This window comes from Skermanella stibiiresistens SB22 (assembly GCF_000576635.1).
GTDB lineage: Bacteria > Pseudomonadota > Alphaproteobacteria > Azospirillales > Azospirillaceae > Skermanella > Skermanella stibiiresistens.
Window position 1 is genome coordinate 16,788 of sequence record NZ_AVFL01000038.1, and the last position, 20,554, is coordinate 37,341.

Genomic DNA, 20,554 nt, shown 5'->3' on the forward strand with positions numbered 1-20,554 from the left:
GGGCGGCCTTTTTCTTATGGCCAACCCAGTTTTCCCTTCGAATGCCCGGCGAGCTCAGGCTACGGCCTTGTCTTCGCGGCCAGCGCCAAGCAGGGTGTTCAGCGTGGCGATCAAGTGGTCCGCCAAAACCGGCTTGGACAGGTGAGGTGCCCTCCTCAAGTGGTCGTTGATGCCGTCAAGCCTGGCGTAGCCGGAGCAGAACAGGAACGGCACCCCCATCTCGACCAGCCGGTTGGCAACGGGATAAACATCCTGACCAAACAGATTGACGTCCAGGACGGCGACGTCGGGCCGTATGGAGCCCAAGATATCGAGGGCATCCTCGATCCGCCCGACCGGGCCCAGCACCACGAATCCGGCCTCCATGAGAACCTGCTCCAATGCCAGCGCGGTGAGCGCCTCGTCCTCCACGACCAGGACACGCCCGCCGGGAGCCGCGTCCGCGGCGGCCGGGACCGTGACCGCCCCCTCGGGCACCAGGGTGACACCTGATGTGGAGAAGCAGTCCGCGGGCATCGCGATCCGGCACATCAGACCGGCCGGGTGCCAGTCCAGGGTCAACTGGCCGCCCAGTTGGGTCTCGACCGTTTGGCGCAGCACGGTGGAGCCGAAGCCGATCTTTTCCGGAGCGGCGACTGGGGGACCGCCCCGCTCCACCCAGTCCAGCGTCAGGCAGCCGCCGCGATCGGGCGGCTCCACCATCCACGCCACATCGACGCGACCGGCCACCGTCGATAGGGCGCCGTATTTCGCGGCGTTGGTCGCCAACTCGTGCAGGTTCATGGCTACGGCCTGGGCGGCCTCCGGGGCGATCGCGACCGGTGGGCCCGCGATCACCATGCGGCCCGGGCCGCCATAGGCCGCCAATTCGTCGACGATCAGGGACCGCAGGTCGGCTCCAGACCAGTGGTTGGCGGCGAGGAGCGTGTGCGCGCGGGCCATGGACGCGAGCCTGCCCTCCACCGCCGCGATGAAGTCGGCTGGGTTGTCCGTCCGGGTCAGGTGCAGGACCGACTGAACCACCGTCAGGACGTTCTTGGCGCGGTGGTCGACCTCGCGCATCAGCAGCAGAAGCCGTGCCTCCGCCCGTTTCCGCTCGGTCAGGTCGACCGCCATTGTGACGATCAGGCGACGCCCGGTGGCATCCCTGCCGATCGGTGAGCTGCTGAAGTTCCACACGCGAAGCGAACCATCCGAAGCCCGGATCGTTTTCTCGCCTTCATCGACCGGTCCGTCGAGGTGGTGGAGCGATTGAATGGCGCGCTGGACCGTCTCCGCCTCGGCGCCATAAGCGCGCCTCGTCCAGCCCGCGATGGTCCCGAGATCATCACGGTCATAGCCGGTGGCCGACGTCCACGCTTGACTGAGATGGACGACCGTACCGTCGTCGGCGTGGACCATGATCGGATGGGGAGCATCCTCGACCGCCCGCCGCAAGCGCGCTTCGCCATCGCGCAGGATCTCGGCGGAGCGACGTTCGGCATCGATATCGACCAGCGCGACCACGATACCCGTGACCGTACTGTCCATATCGTGGATCGGTGCCGTGGTGACCCGCATCCACGCCAGCGTTCCGTCGCCCCTGCGGTATCGGGCCACCAGTTCCGCCGGCTCTCCCGTCGCCAGCGTGATCGCCAGCGGGTGATCCTGGTCCTCGATCGCGCGCCCGGACTCGTCGTAAGCCTCCCATACGACGAGCGCCGGAAACGGATCGTCGTTCGCCGACCGGCCGATCAGGCGTTTCGCCGGAACATTGCCCAGCACGACCCGCCCCGATGGCGCCTCGACGAACAACAACCCGATGGGGACATGCTCCACCACCACACCGAACTTCATCCTTTCCGCCAGCAAGGCTTGCTCTGCGGCCTTCTCCGCCGAGACGTCGCGAGAGTGGACGAGAATGCCGCCGTCTGGCCGGGGAAGGATCAAGTAGGACTTCCAGCGCTTGAGGATCGGCGAGACACCGACGAACTCGCGGGCCTTGCCATCCCTCATCACATCACCGCAGTTGACGTGGAGCGGCGAGCCGGCGGCCTCGGGGAAGACTTCCAGGAAGCGGCGGCCAAGCAACTGGTCGGGTGGCTTGATCAACTGCGTCAAAGCCTTGGGATTCAAGTAAGTAAAGCGCCCATTTCTATCCAGCGCGTAGAACGCGTCGCCGATCGTCTCCAGGATCTCCGATGTCTGCCCGAGAATTTGCGCTTCCTGGAAGGGATCGCGGCACCGGGCGAGCAGCCAGATGCCGATCGCCGCCGGAACGGCCGTCAGGGCCAGCGACAGTGGAACCGATCCTCCCAGCGCTTGGCAGCCGAGACCAAGATTGGCGAGTAATGAGATGGCCAGACCCCATTCGACGAACCTAGAAAGCCTCATACCTCGCCACGGCTCCAAAACCGAAGGGTTCAACCTCGATGCATTGGGCGACATGGACATCGAATATCATGGGCATGGTTAACAAACAAGCCACCAATGTTCTATACAGACTTGTATAGATCGAACCGACCTCTTGTATGTTTTGTAATCTAATCTATTTTGACCATGCCCTATCGGTTTTATAGTGGTGGTTTATTTACGTAATTCGCGAATCAGGGCTCCAGCCGCCTTGAACGAAAGCGCCGCCACCGTCAGTGTTGGATTGCCTGTGCCCGACGATGGGAAGGCTCCGCTTCCAACCATGAACAGGTTGGGATGATCCCAGCTCCGCATGTCGTGATCCAGCACCGAATCCTTGCTAGACGACCCCATCAAGTGGGTTCCCATGATGTGCCCGGCGCCATAGAAATCGAACCCTTGGCCATCCACTTCGAAATACGATGGCGACGACTTGTCGACCGTCGAATATTCGCGCGCGCCGAGTTGCCGGTAGATCCGCGAATTGACCTCCCGCGCCCGCCTGAACCCCTGCCGGGTGTAATCGCTCAATGTGTAGTCAATGCGCGGCCGCGGCAGCCCGAGGCCATCGACGTGATCTGCCGCCAGGGAGACGCGGTTCCGCGCCTGGGCCTGCTGCTCCACCAGGTTCGACATGCGGATCTGGCGGGTCATCAACCCGTTCAGCCGATCGATCAGCGCGCGGCCGTGAAGTCTCGCGCCATTGGGATTCAACCCGGAGGAGTTGGTCCCGTCGATGAAATCCTGCGTGGTGGTATAGGGATCGTTGATCGGGAAGGCCCAAGCGGTATTGCCGATCTCGATCCGGAACGCCGCCCAATCCTTGCGGTGCGGCGTGTCGCGCAGGGTTTCGATCCCCGAGGTCGCCATCGGACCCCGCATCGGATGGACCGGCTGGCCGTCCGGCATCAGCGCCCAGCTCAGATAGAGCGGATGATCCATCAGGTTGCGGCCCACTTGATCGCTGCTGTTGGCGACCCCCTTGGGCATCTCGTCGGTGGCGGACATCAGCAGCAGGCGGGGAGTCTCGATGGCGTGCGCCGCCAGGACATAGAAGTCTCCCACGGCGGTCCCGCTTCCGGTCGCACCGCCGCGTGGGTCCGTGTATGTCATGTAGTCGATGCTGGCGATCCGGCCGGTTGCGCCGTCCACGACGACCCGCGACGCGACGCTCTTGTACTGGATCGTGACGTTGCCGGTGTTCAGCGCCTTGTTGAGCGTCACCGTGGCATCGTACTTCGCCTGGATCGGGCAGATCGGGATGCAGTTGGTGTTGCCTGCGCAGACCCTGCGGTCCTGGTAGGGGATCGTGTTGCGGCCGGCGGGTGTCGGCGCCACCTGTATCGGCTGTCCATACAGCTCCAGCCCCTTCAGCCCAGCCGCGAACGTGGCGTCCACGAATGACGGTACGACGCCCGGCATGGGATAGACGTAATCGTTCGGGTACAGTCCCTTCATGTAAAGTTGGGTATCCTTGTCGCAGGCGACACCCATCTCGGCCTCCGCCGCCGCGTAGAAGGGCTGCATCGCCTCGTATTCGATCGGCCAGTCGCGTCCGCGTCCATAGCGGCTGCGCATCTCGAAGTCACCCGGCAGCAGGCGGAGCGAGGTGCCGAGCCAATGCCACAGGGTGCCGCCGCCAATGCGCTCATAGGTACTGGAGAACGGCAGGTGCCCATGACCCAGGTTCTGGACCAGATAGCTCTTGGACGGATCGGCCACGTTGATCAGGTCGAGCGTCGTCGCGCGCCCCGCCGCCTCGGAAGCCGGGTTGGAGTTGAGCGTGTTGGGGGGATAAGGCGATTCCGGCATCTTGTCGGCCGACGTGTAGAACCGCTCCATGTAGGTCTCGCGGCTCGCGGGCACGGGCGGGCCGGCCTCCAGGATCAGGACCTTGCGGTTCTCGAGCCCGAGCTGGAGCGCCACGATGGCGCCCGACACCCCGGAACCGACGATGACGACATCGTATTTGACGGTTCCATCCATCATGGAACTCCTTTCACGGCTTCGCTGGTGGCGGTGCTGGGGGCGGCACATAGGCCGCGAGAGGAGCCGGAGGCGGCTCGGCCCAATAGCCGTATTCCTGCATCGAGTAGCCCATCGGATGCGCCTGCATGATCTTCCAGACCCATCCAGCGATGTAGACATTGCTGGAAGCCACGGTGGCGTTCCGCGACGTGCCGGGCGTGTACCAGTTTCCGAGCAGCCAGAGCTTGATGATCGACTGGGCGACCGGGCCGTTGTCGGCGTCGCCAAGGATGGCCGACGCGATCCGATCGTCGTCCAGGCCCTGCGTCTTCAGCGTGGTGAACCGCTCCAGTATCCAGCCCGCGGCGTAAGGTCCGGCATTCCGCGCGAAGGTGTGGTACACGCCCTCGAAGACCCCGTTCGGATCGTTCGGCGGCCTCAGCTTGCCGATCGCGATGCCGGTGAGCGCCTGCGACAGCTCCGCGAATATCGTCCGCGCCTCGTCCTCGTCCATGGTCGTGATCTCCCCGATGGGATCTTCTGGTGCCGGTTGGTGATTGGTGCGGCTCGTGATTGGTGGCGGATCACGGAGGCGTCTTCAGCGGCTTCGCCATCGACAGCATGTACGTGTAATCCGAGAACTTGCCGTCGGTCCCGGTCGCGTTCCTGTGGCATTCGACGCAGCTGGACGACACGTTGGGCGTCTTGCCCTGGATGTAGCTCTCCAGGGTCGCGTTCGCGAGGAACTGCGGCGTCGGCGTGCCCAGGGGATCGACCGGCGATACCGACTGGCAGTTCGGCGAGGCCTCCGTCGGCCACTGCGTTCCGATCAATTCATAATAGCGCCAAGGCGAGGTCGCGCCGACGCCCGCGAGCGCTCCCTGCCACGACGCGTTGATGGCCGAAGTGGCGGCGTCGATCGGCGTCACCCGCATGATCTGGGTCGGCATGCCGGGCTTCGACGGGTTCGACGGGCGCGGCGGTGGCTGGTTGACGTCGGTGCAGTTGGCGCACGCCTTGCCATAGAAGCTGTGCGAGGCGTTCATGGAAACCTGGTCTTGGCTTTGGCCCTTGTCCGGGACGTTGTCGACCTGCTCGAAGGTCGACCAAACCCACTGTGGGCGATTGTCCAGCTTGGTCGCGATGTGCAGTCCCACGAGGCCGGTGTTCTGGAGCACGCAGCTTTCCGCCACCGGCGGATTGGTCGACGCCTGGGTCCAGACGAGCGCCTGGGTGGCATGGAAACGCTCCGGGTCGTCGCCCGCTCCCAGGATCTTCCACGATGCCTTGACCATCATGGCGCCGGATGCGCCAGCGGCGGCGCAGGCGAAGGAGACGCGCCCGCCGGAGGCGGAAAATGCTTGCTGGCCCTGCGTGTTGTAAAGCTGGTTGGTGTCGATGTACTGGAACATCGACTGGTTCATCGCGATCTCGAACCGGGCATAGGCGCCGTTCTGGTCGATCAAGGGGCCGCTGGCGAAGGGTTGGGTCGAGGAGAAAAGCACGTCCGGCTTCTTCGCCGCGTGGGTCAGCACCTTGGTTCCGGCTGGCGCCACCCCCTGGCAAGCGGCCGGTAGGTCGCGACGCGGCGCATCCCAAGGAGTCGGGGGTGTCCCGTCGCTCTTGAAGACCTCGATCGATTCCTTCCAGGTCTCCCATACCCCCTGGCTGGGAGCGCCGGGCTGACCGATCGTGGTTGAAGTGTCCGGTTGGCCATTGCCCAACGCCGGCCAGTTCAACGCGACGAAGGCCTGCCAGGAGAAGGTGTCGAAAGCTTGCTGGGTTTCACCCACCGGTGCCGTCGGCACCACGGGACTGAGCACGATGGCGGGGGGCGCGCCGTCCGCCGCCTCCGCTGGAAAGATGGCGGCGGGAATGATGGCGGCGGCCATCGCCACGACATGGAAAACACCGGTCAGGAGGTTCGCGGGATGTCGCATCGTGACTCCATGGGTCGATCGGAGTGCTGTCCGTCGTCGAGATGTTGAGAATGAAATATTCAGTTTATTTTGAGTTCATAAATACGGATGTAATCAAAAGATCCCTTTCCAAGAATCCATTACATCCAAGTTATGGCATGCCTCAGGCGGTACTTTCAAGCATGTGGTTCATGAAGGGATTTGAGATCACAACGTTTTGTGGTCTCTTTCCGGGATTTATATAAACTTTTTATTGCAACAACTTTCTATCTTGACGAAATCTCACAATCCCGATATGTTTCAACATTGAAATAATTAAGAAGTATCTCTGGTCAAAAGCAAAGGAGATGACGCAGAGGAAATATTCATGATCCCAATTCCCATCCATCAAAATACCAATATAGAACTACTCAGATTTTCTGAGATCAATATTATTTAATCAATTGGCTGAATTCACTGTTGTGTGCAAGTTGCTCGCTAATCTTCCGAACGGACGCTTGAAAAACTATCCATTGCAAAGTAGGAGGGATTCTCTGAGAGCCGTGTTGGTCCCAGACCCAGGACACCTCAACGAATATGTTTTCAATTCGGCTTAAATATTTTTCTTTTAACGGGACATCCGCGTTGGGTCCGGATCGATAGGTGCGGCATGGGTGCTCTTTCGGAAATCGTCGGGTCGTGACCATGGTGGCTCCCGGTGGCCTCACCCGGCGCGACTGGCTCAAGGCGGCGGCCGGAACCGCTTGCCTGAGCGTGGCCGGGTCACCAGCCGCGGCGCTGGCGCGGGATCAGCGGGGGCCCGCGCTGCGCAAGATCGGCTTCCAGGTTGGCTGGCTCGCTGGCGGCAACCAGATCGGCGAGGTCTGCGCCAAGCGGATGGGCTTCTATGAGCGGGAGGAGATCGACGTCAACATCATCCCCGGAGGCGCCAATGTCGACGGCCTCTCGGTGGTCGCGTCCGACAGGTGCGAGATCGGCCAACTGTCCTCCAGCCCGGCGCTGATGATCGCCATCTCGCAGAACGTCCCGGTCAAGTGTTTCGCCGTGGGAACGCAGCGGCATCCCTTCGCCTTCTTCTCGCTGAAGGACAATCCGGTCCGCGCCGCCCAGGACATCGTCGGCAAGCGGGTCGGCGTGCCGCCGACCAGCCTCATCCTGGTGCGCTCCTTCCTGGCGGCCAATGGCATCGACTTCAAGGACGTGTCGCTGGTCCCGATCGCCACCGACATGGGTCCGATGCTGCGCCGCGAGATCGACGTGATGACGGGTTGGATGACCAACATGATGATCATCAGGGCGCTGGGAGACCGCCGCGTCGAGCTACGCCTGTGGGACGCGGGAGTAAGGCTCTACGCGCAGCCCTATTACGCGACGTTGCGGACGATCCGCGAACAACCGGATCTGCTGGCCCGATTCGTCATCGCCACGAGCCGGGGATGGGAATACGCCTTCAACAACCACGCCCAGGCCGCCGACCTGCTGATCGCCGAGTATCCACAGTTGCGCCTTGAGGATGAGAGGCCTTCCGCCAAGATCCTGCTGTCCTACGCGCTGAACGAGGCCACCCGGATTGGCGGCTGGGGTGTCATGGACCCGGCGGTCTGGGCCGACCAGATCGAGCTGTTCGCCAGGCTGGGCCAATTTCCCCTCAAGGTTCCGCGTGTCGAGGATGTCATGACGATGGAGATCCTGGATGCCACCAAGGATCAGCGTCCCCATATCGGCTGAACATGGGCGGCTGAACATGGGCGGCTGATCCAAGCGGAAGGGACTATCGCCGGATCCCCGACAGGAGGCGTGACCGCGCGCTCCGCGCCTGTGGTACAAGACTTCCCCACCGATCCGGCGCGAGCCGAAAAGAAAGGAAGCATACCGGGATGACAGAGGAAAAGCGGCGGCCGTCACTTGGCGGCGCGGCGTTCTTCGCCGACGCGCTCCATCACTTCGACGCCGTCCGCCGCTGGCGCGGCATCGCCATGGATGGAATGGGCCTGGGTGCCCGGGAGAGCTCCTTCAGGGTGGTGTTCGAGGAACCCGGCGTCCGCCTCCGGCTGTACGATCCGGTCCCGGCGAACGGTCCCAACATCCTGATCGTCCCGGCCCCGATCAAGCGCGGCTATATCTGGGACCTGCTGCCCGCGGTCAGCGTCGTCCGCCGGCTGGCGGAGAGCGGCTTCCGCGTCCACATGACGGAATGGACCGACCCCGGCGAGGCCGAGCGGGAGTTCGGCTTGGCGGATTACGCCGACCGCCTGATCGGCGACTGTCTGGCGGCGATCACCAAGCGCGGCGAACCAAAGGTCTTCCTGGCCGGCCATTCGCTGGGTGGCACGCTGGCGACGCTGTTCACCAGCCTCCACGCCGACAAGGTGCGCGGGCTGGTCGTCGTCGAATCACCGCTTCGTTTCGGCGAGGGCAGCGGCGCCTTCGCCAGGATCGTGGCCGACGCGCCGCCGGCCGCCACACTCCGCGAGGCGTTCGGCAACATACCGGGTAGCTTCCTCAACCTCGTCTCCGTCCGCGCCTCGCCGCGGGAATTCAATTGGCAGAGACGCGCGGACCTGGTCGCCAGCCTCTCCGACCGCAAGGCCTTCCAGACCCATCTGGCGGTCGAGCGGTGGACGCTGGACGAAGCCCCGATCGCCGGCCGGTTCTTCGAGGAACTGATCGAGCGCCTCTATCGCGACGATCGGTTCGCGCGGGGAGACCTGCTGGTCGGTGACCGGCCGGCGGCGCCTTCCGGCCTGACCGCCCCGCTTCTGGCGGTGCTTGGAAACGACAGCGAGATCATTCCACCCGGCGCCATGATGCCGGTGATCGACGCCGCCCCAGCGGCGGTGAAGCGTGTGCTGACCTATGACGGCGACGTCGGCGTCGCCCTCCAGCACGTCGGTCCGCTGATCGGGCGCGCCGCGCACGAGACCTTGTGGCCCGAGGTGACCAAGTGGCTGTGGGACATCGTCCGATCCGAGGACTCGAAAGCCGACGCGACGGCCGCGGTGCCCTGACGCGGTCCGCGCGTCCTTGTTGGTCCGGCCACTTATTGGTCCGAATGACGCACCCCGCCAAGGAACGCTGCACTAAAACAGGGCTTTATGGTAAATCTCGGTGGAGAGGATATCTCATGCCGGATGTTGACTCCGCGAGCGCCAGGCGACGCCTCGATCGAAGCGCGCGTCTGGCAGGGTATCCAAGGAGAATCTGATGAGTGGCCACCCAGCGGACAAGCCAGCTTTCGCCAACGACACCGACACGCCGGAGACGCCGTCGATCGAGACGTCTCCTGGCGTGCTTCCGCAGAAACCGATCGCCGGCGAGGCACCCTCGCGCGAGCAGGCCGGCGGCGCCAAGCCGAAGGCGGCTCCCGCGAAGCCGGAAAAACCTGGCGCCCGTTGACGACGCCATCAAATCACAAACCTCAGGCGCCGGCCCGTTCGGCGTTCAAAACAAGGGGGGAACCATCATGGCGACAATGAAGAGCGAAGACACCAAACCGAAGCGCCAACCCGCCGCCAAGCGGACCGCCGAAGCGGCCCCCAGCGAGAACCGGACCGGGCGCGCACCCGCTGAGGAAACTCCGCGGGCAGCCGCCGAGGAGCCCGCCGGAACGCCGATTCCGACCCCGGAGGCCGCCCTCGGCCTTTGGATGACCTGGATGAAGCAGAACATGGCCGGCATGAACGGCGGCGGCATGGGCATGGGAACGGGCGCGCCGAACGCCTCGGGCGACGCCGCCCAGCCTTGGTGGGCGGTCAACGCCGACGCCATGTCCGGAACCCTACTCGCCAGCGGCGTCGAGCAGTTTCAGCGCTTCATCGCTGCGGACCCCATGCTGGCGTCGATCGACAAGGTTTGGAACGCCAATCCCCTGCGCGAGGTCATCCCGGTCGACTGGTCGGAGGCCGTGCGCGCGCTCCGCATCGTCTGGCTGCGCTCGCTGCGCGATCCCGCCAAGGCCATGACCCGGTCGGCCGAGTTGAACATGCAGATCTGGACCTCGGCGTTCGAGGCGTGGAACTCCGCCGGCGCCCGCTGGTGGGGCCTGACAACCGGCGCTCCCGCGTCGGGCGACAAGCGGTTCGACGCGCCGGAGTGGCATTCGAATCCGGTCTACCGCACCCTCAAGGACATGTATCTGCTCGCCTCCGACTTCCTGCTGCGGCAGGGTCTGGAGGATGACGACATGGATCCCAAGGAGCGCGAGCGTATCGCCTTCCACTTGCGCCAGTTCGTCGACGCGATGAGCCCTAGCCTGCTGCTGCTCTCAAACCCGGTGGCGCTGCGCCGCGCGATGGAAACCGGAGGCGCCAGCTTGGCCGATGGTGCCCGCAACCTGCTGCACGACCTGCGCGAGGGCAAGCTCAGCATGGTCGACGCGACCGCGTTCGAGCCCGGCCGCAACCTCGCGGTCACGCCCGGCAAGGTCGTCTACCGTAACCGCCTGCTGGAGCTGATCCAGTACACGCCGGTCACGGAGAAGGTCCATCAGGTGCCAATCCTGATCATGCCACCGTGGATCAACAAGTTCTACATCCTGGACATGCAGCCCAAGAACAGCATGGTCAAGTACCTGGTCGAGCAGGGCTACACCGTGTTCATGGTCAGCTGGAAGAACCCGGACGCCTCGATGGAGGACATCACCTTCGAGGACTACATGAACCTGGGGCCGCTTTCGGCGGCCGACGTCGTCCGCGACATCACCGGCAGTCCGACCGTCAATCCGATCGGCTATTGCATCGGCGGCACCCTGCTGGCGATGACCCTGGCCTATCTGTCGGCCAAGGGCGACACGCGGTTCAACTCGGCCACCTTCATGGTTTCCATGCAGGACTTCAGCCGGGTCGGCGACAGCGCCTTCTTCATGGACGAGCCGCAGATCGACTTCATCGAGCAGCAGATGATGGAGCGGGGTTATCTCGACAGCCGCGAGATGGCCAACATGTTCAACCTGCTGCGCTCCAACGACCTGATCTGGAGCAACGTCGTCAACAACTACCTGCTGGGCGGCAAGCCGCCGGCTTTCGACCTGCTGTACTGGAACAGCGACGGCACCCGCATGGCGCGGGCCGCCCATAGCTGGTACCTGCGCAACACCTATGTCGAGAACAACCTGATCAAGCCGGGCAAGATCCAGCTGGGTGGCGTTCCGATCGACCTGGGCAAGATCAAGCTGGACATCTACGCGGTCGGCGCCGAGAAGGACCACATCGTGCCGTGGACCTCGGCGTGGCGGATCACCCAACTGACCGGCGGCAAGGTCCGCTATGTCATGGCGACCAGTGGACACATCGCCGGCATCATCAACCACCCGGCCGGCCGCAAGGGCAGCTACTCCGTGCTCGACGGCGACAAGGCGCTGGATACGCCGGAGAAGTGGCTGGAAGCCGCCGAGAAGAACCAAGGGAGCTGGTGGGTCGATTGGAACCGCTGGCTCGCCGAGCACGCCGGGGAGAAGGTCCCCGCCCCCGCTCTCGGCAGCGACAAACATCCGCCGCTCTGCGACGCTCCGGGCACCTACGTCCTGGAGAAGTGACCGCCTTCAAGTGAGGCGAGGGGGACCGGCCGGGCGCCGGTCCCCTTTCCCTATCCCAGACGTCAGACCTCTTCGGGGAAACAACCGGCCCTCGCCGCCGCCACGGCGACCTGCGTGCGGTTCTTGACGCCCAGCTTCTGCATGATCGCCCGGACATGGACCTTCACGGTCCCCTCCAGCACGCCCAACGCCCGCGCGATCTCCTTGTTGGAGTGTCCGGCCAGGAGCAGTTGGAAGACATCCCGCTGCCGATCCGTCAGGCGGTCCAGCATGTGGTTGGTCGGCCGTTCCGGCTCGGCGGTCGCGGCACTGATCAGGACGTTGCGCGGCAAGGGCACATAGGTCTCGCCCGACAGCACCAGCGAGATGGCGTGCTCGAGCAACGCCGACGATCCCGACTTCAGCAGGTATCCCTTGGCACCGGCGCGGACGCTGTCGATGACGTCGGCGCTCTCGTCCGACGCCGAGATGACGATCAGCGGCGTTTCGTTCAGCGCCTCGATCATCCGCCGAACCCCGGTCAATCCGTCCTCGGCGTCGAGATGCAGGTCGAACAGGACCAAGGACAGACCCTCGGTGCGCCGGACGATCGACAGGGCCGCGTCCAGCGAGTTCGCCTCCATCACCTCGGCGTCGGGATACAACTCCAGGACCGATAGGGCGAACCCATGGAGCACTAGCGCATGGTCATCGACAATGAGGACCTTTAGACGATTGCTATTCATAATGCCAGATCACGGTGATGATTGCGCAAAACGATATCTACTGAAACGGTATATGCACGGTCGGCGTCATGCCGCATCGCAAACGTATGGCTGGTGCCCACGGATGTTTCCCCCTCGCAAGGCTTCACGAACCCTGATCCGGCAAAGCGTAATGTCTCTTTTTAGTTGCCCCCTACGATCACCGGTTTAGGAATGCGTGTTTGGACTTGTAAGTATCTTATAGCACTGCACAATACCATTCATGTAAGTTTTTCTTAACCATACGATCAACCATCCCATCCGACGCGAACGACCCAAGAACTCGGTGAAAAACTAAACAGGGCGGGAAACGCCGCCGACTGGGAGAGCCTGATGACGACCAACCGCGATGTGATGCTAGTCGACAGCGACCGGCTCTTTTGCGCCGCCTTGGCGGCTTTGCTCGACACGACCGTGTTCCGCATCTCGGCGGAATTTTCGAACCTCGCCGACGCCACCAACGCCATCCGCCAAGGCCGCCGGCCCGACTTGATCCTGTTGAACCTCCAGAGCGGCAATCCGGAGGAACTGGGACATCTGAAGCTGCTGAGATCCACCGCGTCCCAGGCGCGGATGGTCGTGCTAGCCTCGGAGATGACACCGCAGGTCTTGAGCGGCGCCCTGCAATGCGGCGCGGACGGGTGCCTCAACAAGACGATGTCGTGCGAGGCGCTGCAAAGGTCCCTGCATCTGGTCATGCTGGGCGAGGCGGTGTTCCCTCGCGGCATCGCCGATCTGCTGATGAGGAGCGCCGTCGTCGATGAGCCGGCCGCTCCGGCTTCCTCCGCGGCCCCGCCGGCGCTGGGCAACGAGTTGTCGAAACGGGAGATCGAGATCCTGCGATGTCTGCTCGGCGGCCAATCGAACAAGGCGATCGCGCGCAATCTCAATATCACCGAGTCGACCGTCAAGATGCACTTCAAGAACGTCATGCGCAAGATTCGTGCGCAGAATCGTACCCAAGCTGCGGTCTGGGCTATCCAACACGGCATTTCTCCCCGGCTTTCCGCCTAGTTCCATGGCCTATTCCAGTCCGCCTAATCCTCAGGCGTTCACATATCCTTAAGCAATCCTGACCTTCGACCATGTTGCAACCGCGAACCCATTCGCGGCACCATCCTTGGATAAGGCTCGCGGACGCTCCCTTCCTCACAGGGGGAGCGCGACCGGGCCGCTCCAAGGGGGAGGAATAGCGCCATGCGACGGGTTCTCGATCATCTGTGCCAGGATCTGGCCGAAAGGCACATGGGTTCGACGGGGAAGCCGGACGAACGACGGCAGGAATTGCGTTTCCACGCCATGGGACGCAACGGCAACTGGCCCGTCGTCATGACCGAAGGTTCGGGCGACCTGCTCGACATCACGTCGACCCTTCCGCTCACGATACCTCGCGCCGGCCGGAAGCGTGTCGGTGAATTGGTCGACCGCCTGAACATCCTGGCGGAGGACGGCGGCTTCACGGGTCCGGACGCGGTTGGCCGGATCCACTGCCAAGGCGTTCATCGAATTCCGGAGGGAGCCGACCGGAATGGCCTCCGCCTGTTGGTGGAGCGCCATCTGGCGCTGGTCGACCGACACCTGCCGAGTTTCTTCGCGGTGGTGGCCGGCGATCAGACTCCCACCGAAGCCGTTCACCAACTCGAGCGGGTGCGCCGCTTCGCCTGACTTCCGCTCCCCGGCCCTTTCGCTGGTCGGATCCCCGCGCCTTTGATATGACGATGTCGAGCGCGGCACGGGAGCGTGGCGCGCCGATATTGTTCATAGAGCTGACAATTCGCAGCACTGCTTAAATCTTGACGATCCGCGTAGGCTGAACTGTATAAGGGACATGACGATCCCGGCGCGCCCAGCCGCCCATCCAGCCCGATAAGTCAGAGTCCCAGCGAAATGGACCTCCTCCCCCACCATCATCCGGTCGAAACCGCCGCCGCCGCGCTCCCGGAACCCGGGACAGCCAAGACCATAGCGCCGGGTCTGCTCTGGGTGCGGATGCCCCTGCCTTTCGCGCTCAACCACATCAACATCTGGCTGCTGGAGGATGACGCCGGCTGGACGATCGTCGACACCGGTGTCGGCAGCGGCAAGACCAAGGAGTTATGGGAACGGATCTTCGCCGAACACCTTGGCGGCAAGCCGGTCATCCGCGTGATCGCCACCCATTTCCACCCCGACCACATCGGCTTGGCCGGCTGGCTGACCGAGCGTTGGAACGCCCAGTTCCACGCCAGCCTGACCGAGTGGCTATTCGGGCGGATGCTCAGCCTGGAGACACCGGAGGCGATGGTCGCCACCTCCCTGGCCTTCTACCGCGAGGCGGGCTTGGACGAGGCGGCGCTCGCGGTCATGGCGGAGCGCGGCAACGCCTACGCCAAGGGGGTCAGCCGCCTGCCGACCTCGTTCAACCGCCTAAAGGAAGGCGACAGCCTGACGATCGGCGGCCACGACTGGCGGGTGATCACCGGCGGCGGGCACACGCCGGAGCACGTCTGCCTGCACTGCCCGGATCGCGGCGTCTTCATCGCGGGCGATCAGGTGCTGCCGCGGATCAGCCCCAACATCAGCGTCTGGGCGTCGGAACCGGAGGCCGATCCACTGGACGACTTCCTGCGCACACTCGACCGCCTCCGAGCCATTCCGGATGACAGCCTCGTCCTTCCATCCCACGACACGCCCTTCACGGGCCTGCACGCGCGGCTCGACGCCCTGACAGCCCATCACCGGGACCGGCTGGACGAGACGCTGGCGGCCTGCCGCGAGCCGAGCACGGTCGCGCAGGTGACGCGGATCATGTTCAACCGCCCGCTCGACCCGCACCAGCTCGTCTTCGCCGTCGGTGAAGCGCTGGCCCATCTCAACCACTTGGCGCATCGCGGCCACTTGATCCGGCATATCGACGCCGCCGGGGTCCTGTGGTTCTCCCGAGCCTGACATCCGGGACCCGCGGCGGCCCCTAGCGTCCCGGGGCACACCGGAGGCGGGTGGCTCCGGTGCTGGCTTTACGTGGGTATGGATGGCGGGTATTGCTGGGGCACGGCCCCGCGGCGGGCGCCATTGTGACGGACGGAGAGAAGCATGGTTCGGGTCGCCTGCATCGGCGAATGCATGATCGAGTTGTCGGAACGCGCCGACGGCTCCCTGTCACGCAGCTATGGTGGCGACACCCTCAACACCGCCCTCTACATGGCGCGCCTCGGCGTGGCGGTGGACTACGTCACCGCCTTGGGTGACGACGGCTGGAGCGACGAGATGGCGACGGCTTGGGCGTCGGAAGGCATCGGCACCGGACAGGTGGTCCGCATGGCCGGACGGCTGCCGGGGCTCTACGTGATCCAAACCGACGCCAAGGGCGAGCGTCGGTTCCAATACTGGCGCGACCGCGCCGCCGCCCGCGACCTGTTCGACCAGCCCGGCACCCAGGCCCTGATCGACGCGCTGTCCCGCGACTACGGCCTGCTGTACCTGTCCGGCATCACACTGTCGCTTTATGGCGAGGCCGGCCGCGAGCGTCTGTTCGAAGCCTTGGACCGCGCCCGGGCCAACGGCGCGCGGCTGGCCTTCGACACCAATTTCCGGGTCCGCGGCTGGCCCGACCGGGAACTCGCCAAGCGGGCGTACCGCCAGATCATCGACCGTTCCGACATCGTCCTGGCCTCGGTCGAGGATCTCGACCTGCTGTTCGGGGACGATGGCGAACAGGCCCTGCTCGACGGAGGCGAACCAGACGAACTTGTCCTCAAGCTGACCCGTCCCGCCTGCCGCGTGATGGTGGGTGGAGCCGACACTGAGGTCGGCGCCACCCCCGTGCCCAACGTGGTCGACACCACCGCCGCCGGTGACAGCTTCGCCGCAGCCTATCTGGCGGCGCGCCTCACGGGCGCCGATCCGGAGAAAGCGGCCCGCTCCGGCCACCGGCTGGCCGGTGCCGTGGTCCAGCATCGCGGCGCCATCATCCCACGCTCCGCCATGCCGGACGGCGTCTTCGGAGCCTGAGAGCCTCCCCCAAGCCACCACCAAGAATAATTCACGGAGGATACCAGCCTTGGAAAACGACAAGACCGCCTGTGACGTCGCGTCCGCCGCCGGCCTGCTCCTGGAAGCCCGGCGCTCCCACGTCTGGCTGAGGGACCTGCCGCCCGAGGCGCGTCCCGCGTCGATGGAGGAGGCCTACGCGGTTCAGGATCTGCTGGTCCAACGGATGGGCGGTCCCGTCGCCTGGAAGGTCGGATCGCCGACGCCTACCGCCGAACCCGCGCGCGGGGCGCTGGCGGCCAACACCGTCCATCATGGCGCGACCCAGCTTCCCGCCGGCGGTTTCAACGTGATCGGCGCCGAGGCCGAACTGGTCTACAACTTCACATCCGCCTTGCCTGTCCGCGACGCGCCCTATGGGATGGACGAGGTGCTGGCCGCGATCGGCTCGGTCCACGCCGCGATCGAGATCGCCGACACGCGCTACGCGGTTTGGAAATCGGTCGATCAGTTCAGCCAGATGGCCGACCAGATGAGCCATGGCGTCCTGGTGGTCGGGACCGGCAGGACCGACTGGCGCACGGTCGATCCGGTCAACGAGCCCATGACCCTCTGGGTTGGCGACAAGAAGGAATATGAGGTCGTCGGCGGCAACTCGGCGGGTGACCCCAAGCGCATGTTGCTGTGGCTGGCCAATGTCGGCTCCCGGAGCCTGGGCGGCATCAAGGCCGGCGATCAGGTGACCTCCGGTTCGACCTGCGGAACCATCTTCGTCACCGCCCCCTGCAGTCTGGTGGCGGAATTCCCCGGTGTCGGAAAGGCCGAGCTTCAAATAAGCTAAAGCGATCCTTGGCGACATCTCGAAGAATCGGGAGCGTGATTCGACAAGCTCCCGATCCTCCGAGCAGCCCTTATCCAAGGAAGGGAAGCCGCCGACGGCGGTGGTGTGACGACGCCGGAGCCCGGCCTCAGTACGACCGCGGCATCCTCAGCACGTGCTCGCCGACATAGGCGAGGATCAGGTTGGTCGAGATTGGGGCCACCTGGTACAGCCGCGTCTCGCGGAACTTGCGCTCGACGTCGTATTCCGCCGCGAAGCCGAAACCGCCGAAGGTCTGCATGCAGGCGTTGGCCGCCGCCCAAGAGGCGTCCGCCGCCAGCAGCTTCGCCATGTTGGCCTCGGCACCGCAGGGCTTGCCGGCGTCGTGCAGGCGGCACGCCTTGAAGCGCATCAGGCTGGCCGCCTCGACATCCACGTAGGACCGAGCGATGGGGAATTGGATGCCCTGGTTTTTGCCGATCGGCTGGTCGAACACGACCCGCTCCCCGGCATAGGCCGACGCCTTCTCGATGAACCAATGACCGTCGCCGATGCACTCCGCCGCGATCAGCGCCCGCTCCGCGTTGAGCCCTTCCAGGATATAGCGGAAGCCCCTGCCCTCCTCGCCGATCCTGTTCTCCACCGGAATCTCCAGGTCGTCGAAGAAGACCGAATTGGTCTCGTGGTTGACCATGTTGCGGATGGGATGGACGGTCATGCCATTGCCCACCGCGTCCCGCAGATCGACCACGAAGACCGACAGCCCTTCCGACTTCTTCGCAACCTGATCCAGCGGAGTGGTCCGCGCCAGCAGGATCATCAGGTCGGAGTGCTGGAGCCTGGACGTCCAGACCTTCTGGCCGTTGACGACATAGCGGTCGCCCTTCCGGACCGCCGTGGTCTTCAGCTTGGTGGTATCCGAGCCCGTCGTCGGCTCGGTCACCGCCATCGACTGCAGGCGCAGGTCACCGCTGGCGATCCCCGGCAGGTACTTCCGCTTCTGCTCCTCGCTGCCGGCCCGCAGCAGGGTGGACATGTTGTACATCTGACCATGGCAGGCGCCCGAATTGCCACCGGCGTGGTTGATCTCCTCCATGATGATCGAGGCTTCCGTCAGGCCCAGGCCCGATCCACCGTATTCCTCGGGGATCAGCGCCGCCATCCAGCCGGCCCGCGTCAAGGCGGTGACGAACGCCTCGGGGTAGCCGCGTTCCTCATCCACCTGACGCCAATAGGCGCCATCATACTCGTCGCACAGTGCCCGCACCGCTTCGCGCAGATCGTTGTGATCGTCGTGGCTGGGGATCTCGATAGGCATCTCTTTTCCGTCCCTGGCGTCTTTTCCGTCTGTCCCATCCATAACATCAGGCGGCCCGAAGTGGTGCCAGGGTTTTGAGCAACCCGGCCATACTGCCGTATTTTTAGTCATGCGATAAAACGATACCCGCACCACCGCCAACGAAACGGCGCATGGCACCGATCTTGAACAAGCGTGAAGCGAATTTGGATTTGACGGGCGGAGGCACATTCGCGCATGGGCACGATGAGAAGATTGATGACCGCGGCGGCGGTCACGGCTGCGCTGATGGCACCGGAACTGGCCAGCGCCCAGGGCACCCTGCGGATCGGCATGACCTTGGCGGATATTCCGCTGACCACGGGGCAGACCGACCAGGGCGGCGAAGGCCAGCGGTTCATGGGCTACACCGTCTACGACGCGCTGGTGAACTGGGACCTGACCTCGGCCGACAAGGCGTCGGACCTGGTTCCCGGTCTCGCGACCGAATGGGCGGTGGACGCCAGCGACAAGACCAAATGGATCTTCAAGCTCCGCCAGGGCGCCAAGTTCCACGACGGCTCGGAGTTCAAGGCTCCCGCCGTGGTCTGGAACCTGGACAAGCTGCTGAACGACAAGTCGCCGCAGTACGATCCCAAGCAGGCGGCCCAGGGCCGCAGCCGCATCCCCGCCGTGGCCTCCTACAAGGCGGTCGACGATTACACGCTCGAGGTCACGACCAAGGAGCCGGACGCCTTCCTGCCCTACCAGCTTTCCTGGATCCTGATCTCCAGCCCAGCCCATTGGGAAACGGTCGGAAAGGACTGGGTCAAGTTCGCCGAGAAGCCGTCCGGCACTGGGCCGTGGCAGCTGGTCTCGTGGACCGCCCGCGAGCGGGCCGAGATGCTGCCCTTCAAGGACTATTGGGACAAGACCCGCGTTCCCAAGCTGGACAAGCTGATCCTGGTCCCTGTCCCGGAAGCCGCCACCCGCACCTCGGCGTTGCGTTCCGGCCAAGTCGACTGGATCGAGGCCCCGGCTCCCGACGCCATCCCCAGCCTGAAGCAGGCCGGCTACGCGATCACGTCCAACGGCTATCCCCACAACTGGACTTGGCATCTCAGCCGGGCCGAGGGCTCGCCCTGGAACGACATCCGCATCCGCAAGGCCGCCAACCTCGCCGTTGATCGCGACGGTCTCAGCGAGCTTCTGGGTGGCATGATGGTGCCGGCCAAGGGCCACGTCCTGCCCGGCAGCCAGTGGTTCGGCAAGCCCAGCTTCGACATCACCTATGATCCCGACGCGGCCAAGGCTCTGCTGGCCGAGGCCGGCTACGGTCCCGACAAGCCGGTCACCGTCAAGGTGCTGATCTCGGCCTCCGGGTCCGGTCAGATGCAGCCGCTGCCGATGAACGAATACATCCAGCAGACGCTGGGCGAGGTCGGCATCAAGGTCGAGTTCGAGGTGGTCGAGTGGAACACCATGGTCAACCTGTGGCGGGCCGGCGCCAAGTCGGATCAGGTCAAGGGCGCCAACGCGATCAACTTCACCTACTTCATCCAGGACCCGTTCACCGCCTTCATCCGGCACCTGGACAGCAGGCTGACCGCCCCCAATGGGACGAACTGGGGCTGGTACAACGACCCGGAGATGGACGCCCTGTTCACCAAGGCCAAGAACACCTTCGAGCCGGCCGAGCAGGCCAAGGTGCTCCAGCAGGTCCACGAGAAGTTCGTCGACGACGCCTTGTTCCTCTACGTCACCCATGACGTGGCGCCGCGCGCCATGTCGTCCAAGGTGAAGGGCTTCGTCCAAGCCCAGAACTGGTACCAGAACTTCTCCTCCATCACGGTGGAATGACGCCTCGGTGTTGGCGATTCGAGCGGGGGACGGCCAGCCGGCCGCCCCCCGCGCCTCAGGAGGCCCAGCGGGGAA

At 64.4% G+C, this 20,554-nt stretch carries 16 protein-coding genes; 10 read left to right on the plus strand and 6 right to left on the minus strand.

The features are described from left to right. Positions 1-54 precede the first annotated feature (54 nt). The 4 genes from N825_RS37230 to N825_RS30820 form a co-directional block, all read right to left on the minus strand. On the minus strand, positions 55-2,373 hold the full coding sequence (locus N825_RS37230; RefSeq protein WP_051513633.1) for a PAS domain S-box protein: 2,319 nt from the start codon (positions 2,371-2,373) through the stop codon (positions 55-57). A gap of 192 nt (positions 2,374-2,565) precedes the next feature. Next, entirely contained in the window at positions 2,566-4,380 is a 1,815-nt protein-coding gene (locus N825_RS30810) for a GMC family oxidoreductase (RefSeq protein WP_037460218.1), read from the minus strand. A gap of 10 nt (positions 4,381-4,390) precedes the next feature. Beyond that, positions 4,391-4,873: a hypothetical protein gene (locus N825_RS30815; RefSeq protein ID WP_051513637.1), complete on the minus strand. Its 483-nt coding sequence runs from the start codon at positions 4,871-4,873 to the stop codon at positions 4,391-4,393. A gap of 70 nt (positions 4,874-4,943) precedes the next feature. After that, complete coding sequence (locus tag N825_RS30820) at positions 4,944-6,299, minus strand: hypothetical protein (protein WP_051513639.1); 1,356 nt, start codon at positions 6,297-6,299, stop codon at positions 4,944-4,946. Positions 6,300-6,962: 663 nt separating this feature from the next. Between N825_RS30820 and N825_RS30825 the strand changes: the two genes are divergently transcribed. The 4 genes from N825_RS30825 (at position 6,963) to N825_RS30840 (ending at position 11,811) form a co-directional block, all read left to right on the plus strand. After that, entirely contained in the window at positions 6,963-8,006 is a 1,044-nt protein-coding gene (locus N825_RS30825; RefSeq protein ID WP_037460220.1) for an ABC transporter substrate-binding protein, read from the plus strand. A gap of 149 nt (positions 8,007-8,155) precedes the next feature. Then, on the plus strand, positions 8,156-9,286 hold the full coding sequence (locus N825_RS30830) for an alpha/beta fold hydrolase (protein ID WP_051513641.1): 1,131 nt from the start codon (positions 8,156-8,158) through the stop codon (positions 9,284-9,286). A gap of 196 nt (positions 9,287-9,482) precedes the next feature. Then, positions 9,483-9,674, plus strand: coding sequence for a hypothetical protein (locus N825_RS30835; protein WP_037460221.1), 192 nt, complete (start codon positions 9,483-9,485; stop codon positions 9,672-9,674). A 67-nt stretch (positions 9,675-9,741) separates the two neighbouring features. Then, entirely contained in the window at positions 9,742-11,811 is a 2,070-nt protein-coding gene (locus N825_RS30840) for a PHA/PHB synthase family protein (protein WP_198038970.1), read from the plus strand. Between the two features lie 62 nt (positions 11,812-11,873). On the opposite strand, the gene N825_RS30845 is transcribed toward N825_RS30840, so the two are convergent. Beyond that, positions 11,874-12,536: a LuxR C-terminal-related transcriptional regulator gene (locus N825_RS30845; RefSeq protein WP_037460223.1), complete on the minus strand. Its 663-nt coding sequence runs from the start codon at positions 12,534-12,536 to the stop codon at positions 11,874-11,876. 351 nt (positions 12,537-12,887) lie between these two features. On the opposite strand from N825_RS30845, the gene N825_RS30850 reads away from it, so the two are divergent. The 5 genes from N825_RS30850 to N825_RS30870 all read left to right on the plus strand — a co-directional run bounded on the left by N825_RS30850 (position 12,888) and on the right by N825_RS30870 (position 17,364). After that, positions 12,888-13,568, plus strand: coding sequence for a LuxR C-terminal-related transcriptional regulator (locus N825_RS30850; RefSeq protein WP_037460224.1), 681 nt, complete (start codon positions 12,888-12,890; stop codon positions 13,566-13,568). Positions 13,569-13,751: 183 nt separating this feature from the next. After that, complete coding sequence (locus N825_RS30855) at positions 13,752-14,219, plus strand: type III secretion system chaperone family protein (protein ID WP_157619655.1); 468 nt, start codon at positions 13,752-13,754, stop codon at positions 14,217-14,219. Between the two features lie 222 nt (positions 14,220-14,441). Further along, a complete protein-coding gene (locus N825_RS30860; protein WP_051513643.1) occupies positions 14,442-15,482 on the plus strand; it encodes an MBL fold metallo-hydrolase in 1,041 nt (346 codons plus the stop codon). A 144-nt stretch (positions 15,483-15,626) separates the two neighbouring features. Then, positions 15,627-16,544, plus strand: coding sequence for a sugar kinase (locus N825_RS30865; RefSeq protein WP_037460228.1), 918 nt, complete (start codon positions 15,627-15,629; stop codon positions 16,542-16,544). Positions 16,545-16,593: 49 nt separating this feature from the next. Then, on the plus strand, positions 16,594-17,364 hold the full coding sequence (locus tag N825_RS30870) for a 2-keto-4-pentenoate hydratase (protein WP_037460229.1): 771 nt from the start codon (positions 16,594-16,596) through the stop codon (positions 17,362-17,364). Between the two features lie 127 nt (positions 17,365-17,491). Here N825_RS30870 and N825_RS30875 read toward each other — a convergent pair whose 3' ends face one another. Then, on the minus strand, positions 17,492-18,661 hold the full coding sequence (locus N825_RS30875) for an acyl-CoA dehydrogenase family protein (protein ID WP_037460230.1): 1,170 nt from the start codon (positions 18,659-18,661) through the stop codon (positions 17,492-17,494). Positions 18,662-18,898: 237 nt separating this feature from the next. Here N825_RS30875 and N825_RS30880 point away from each other — a divergent pair, with 237 nt between their 5' ends. After that, entirely contained in the window at positions 18,899-20,479 is a 1,581-nt protein-coding gene (locus N825_RS30880) for an ABC transporter substrate-binding protein (protein WP_245613284.1), read from the plus strand. Positions 20,480-20,554 lie beyond the last annotated feature (75 nt).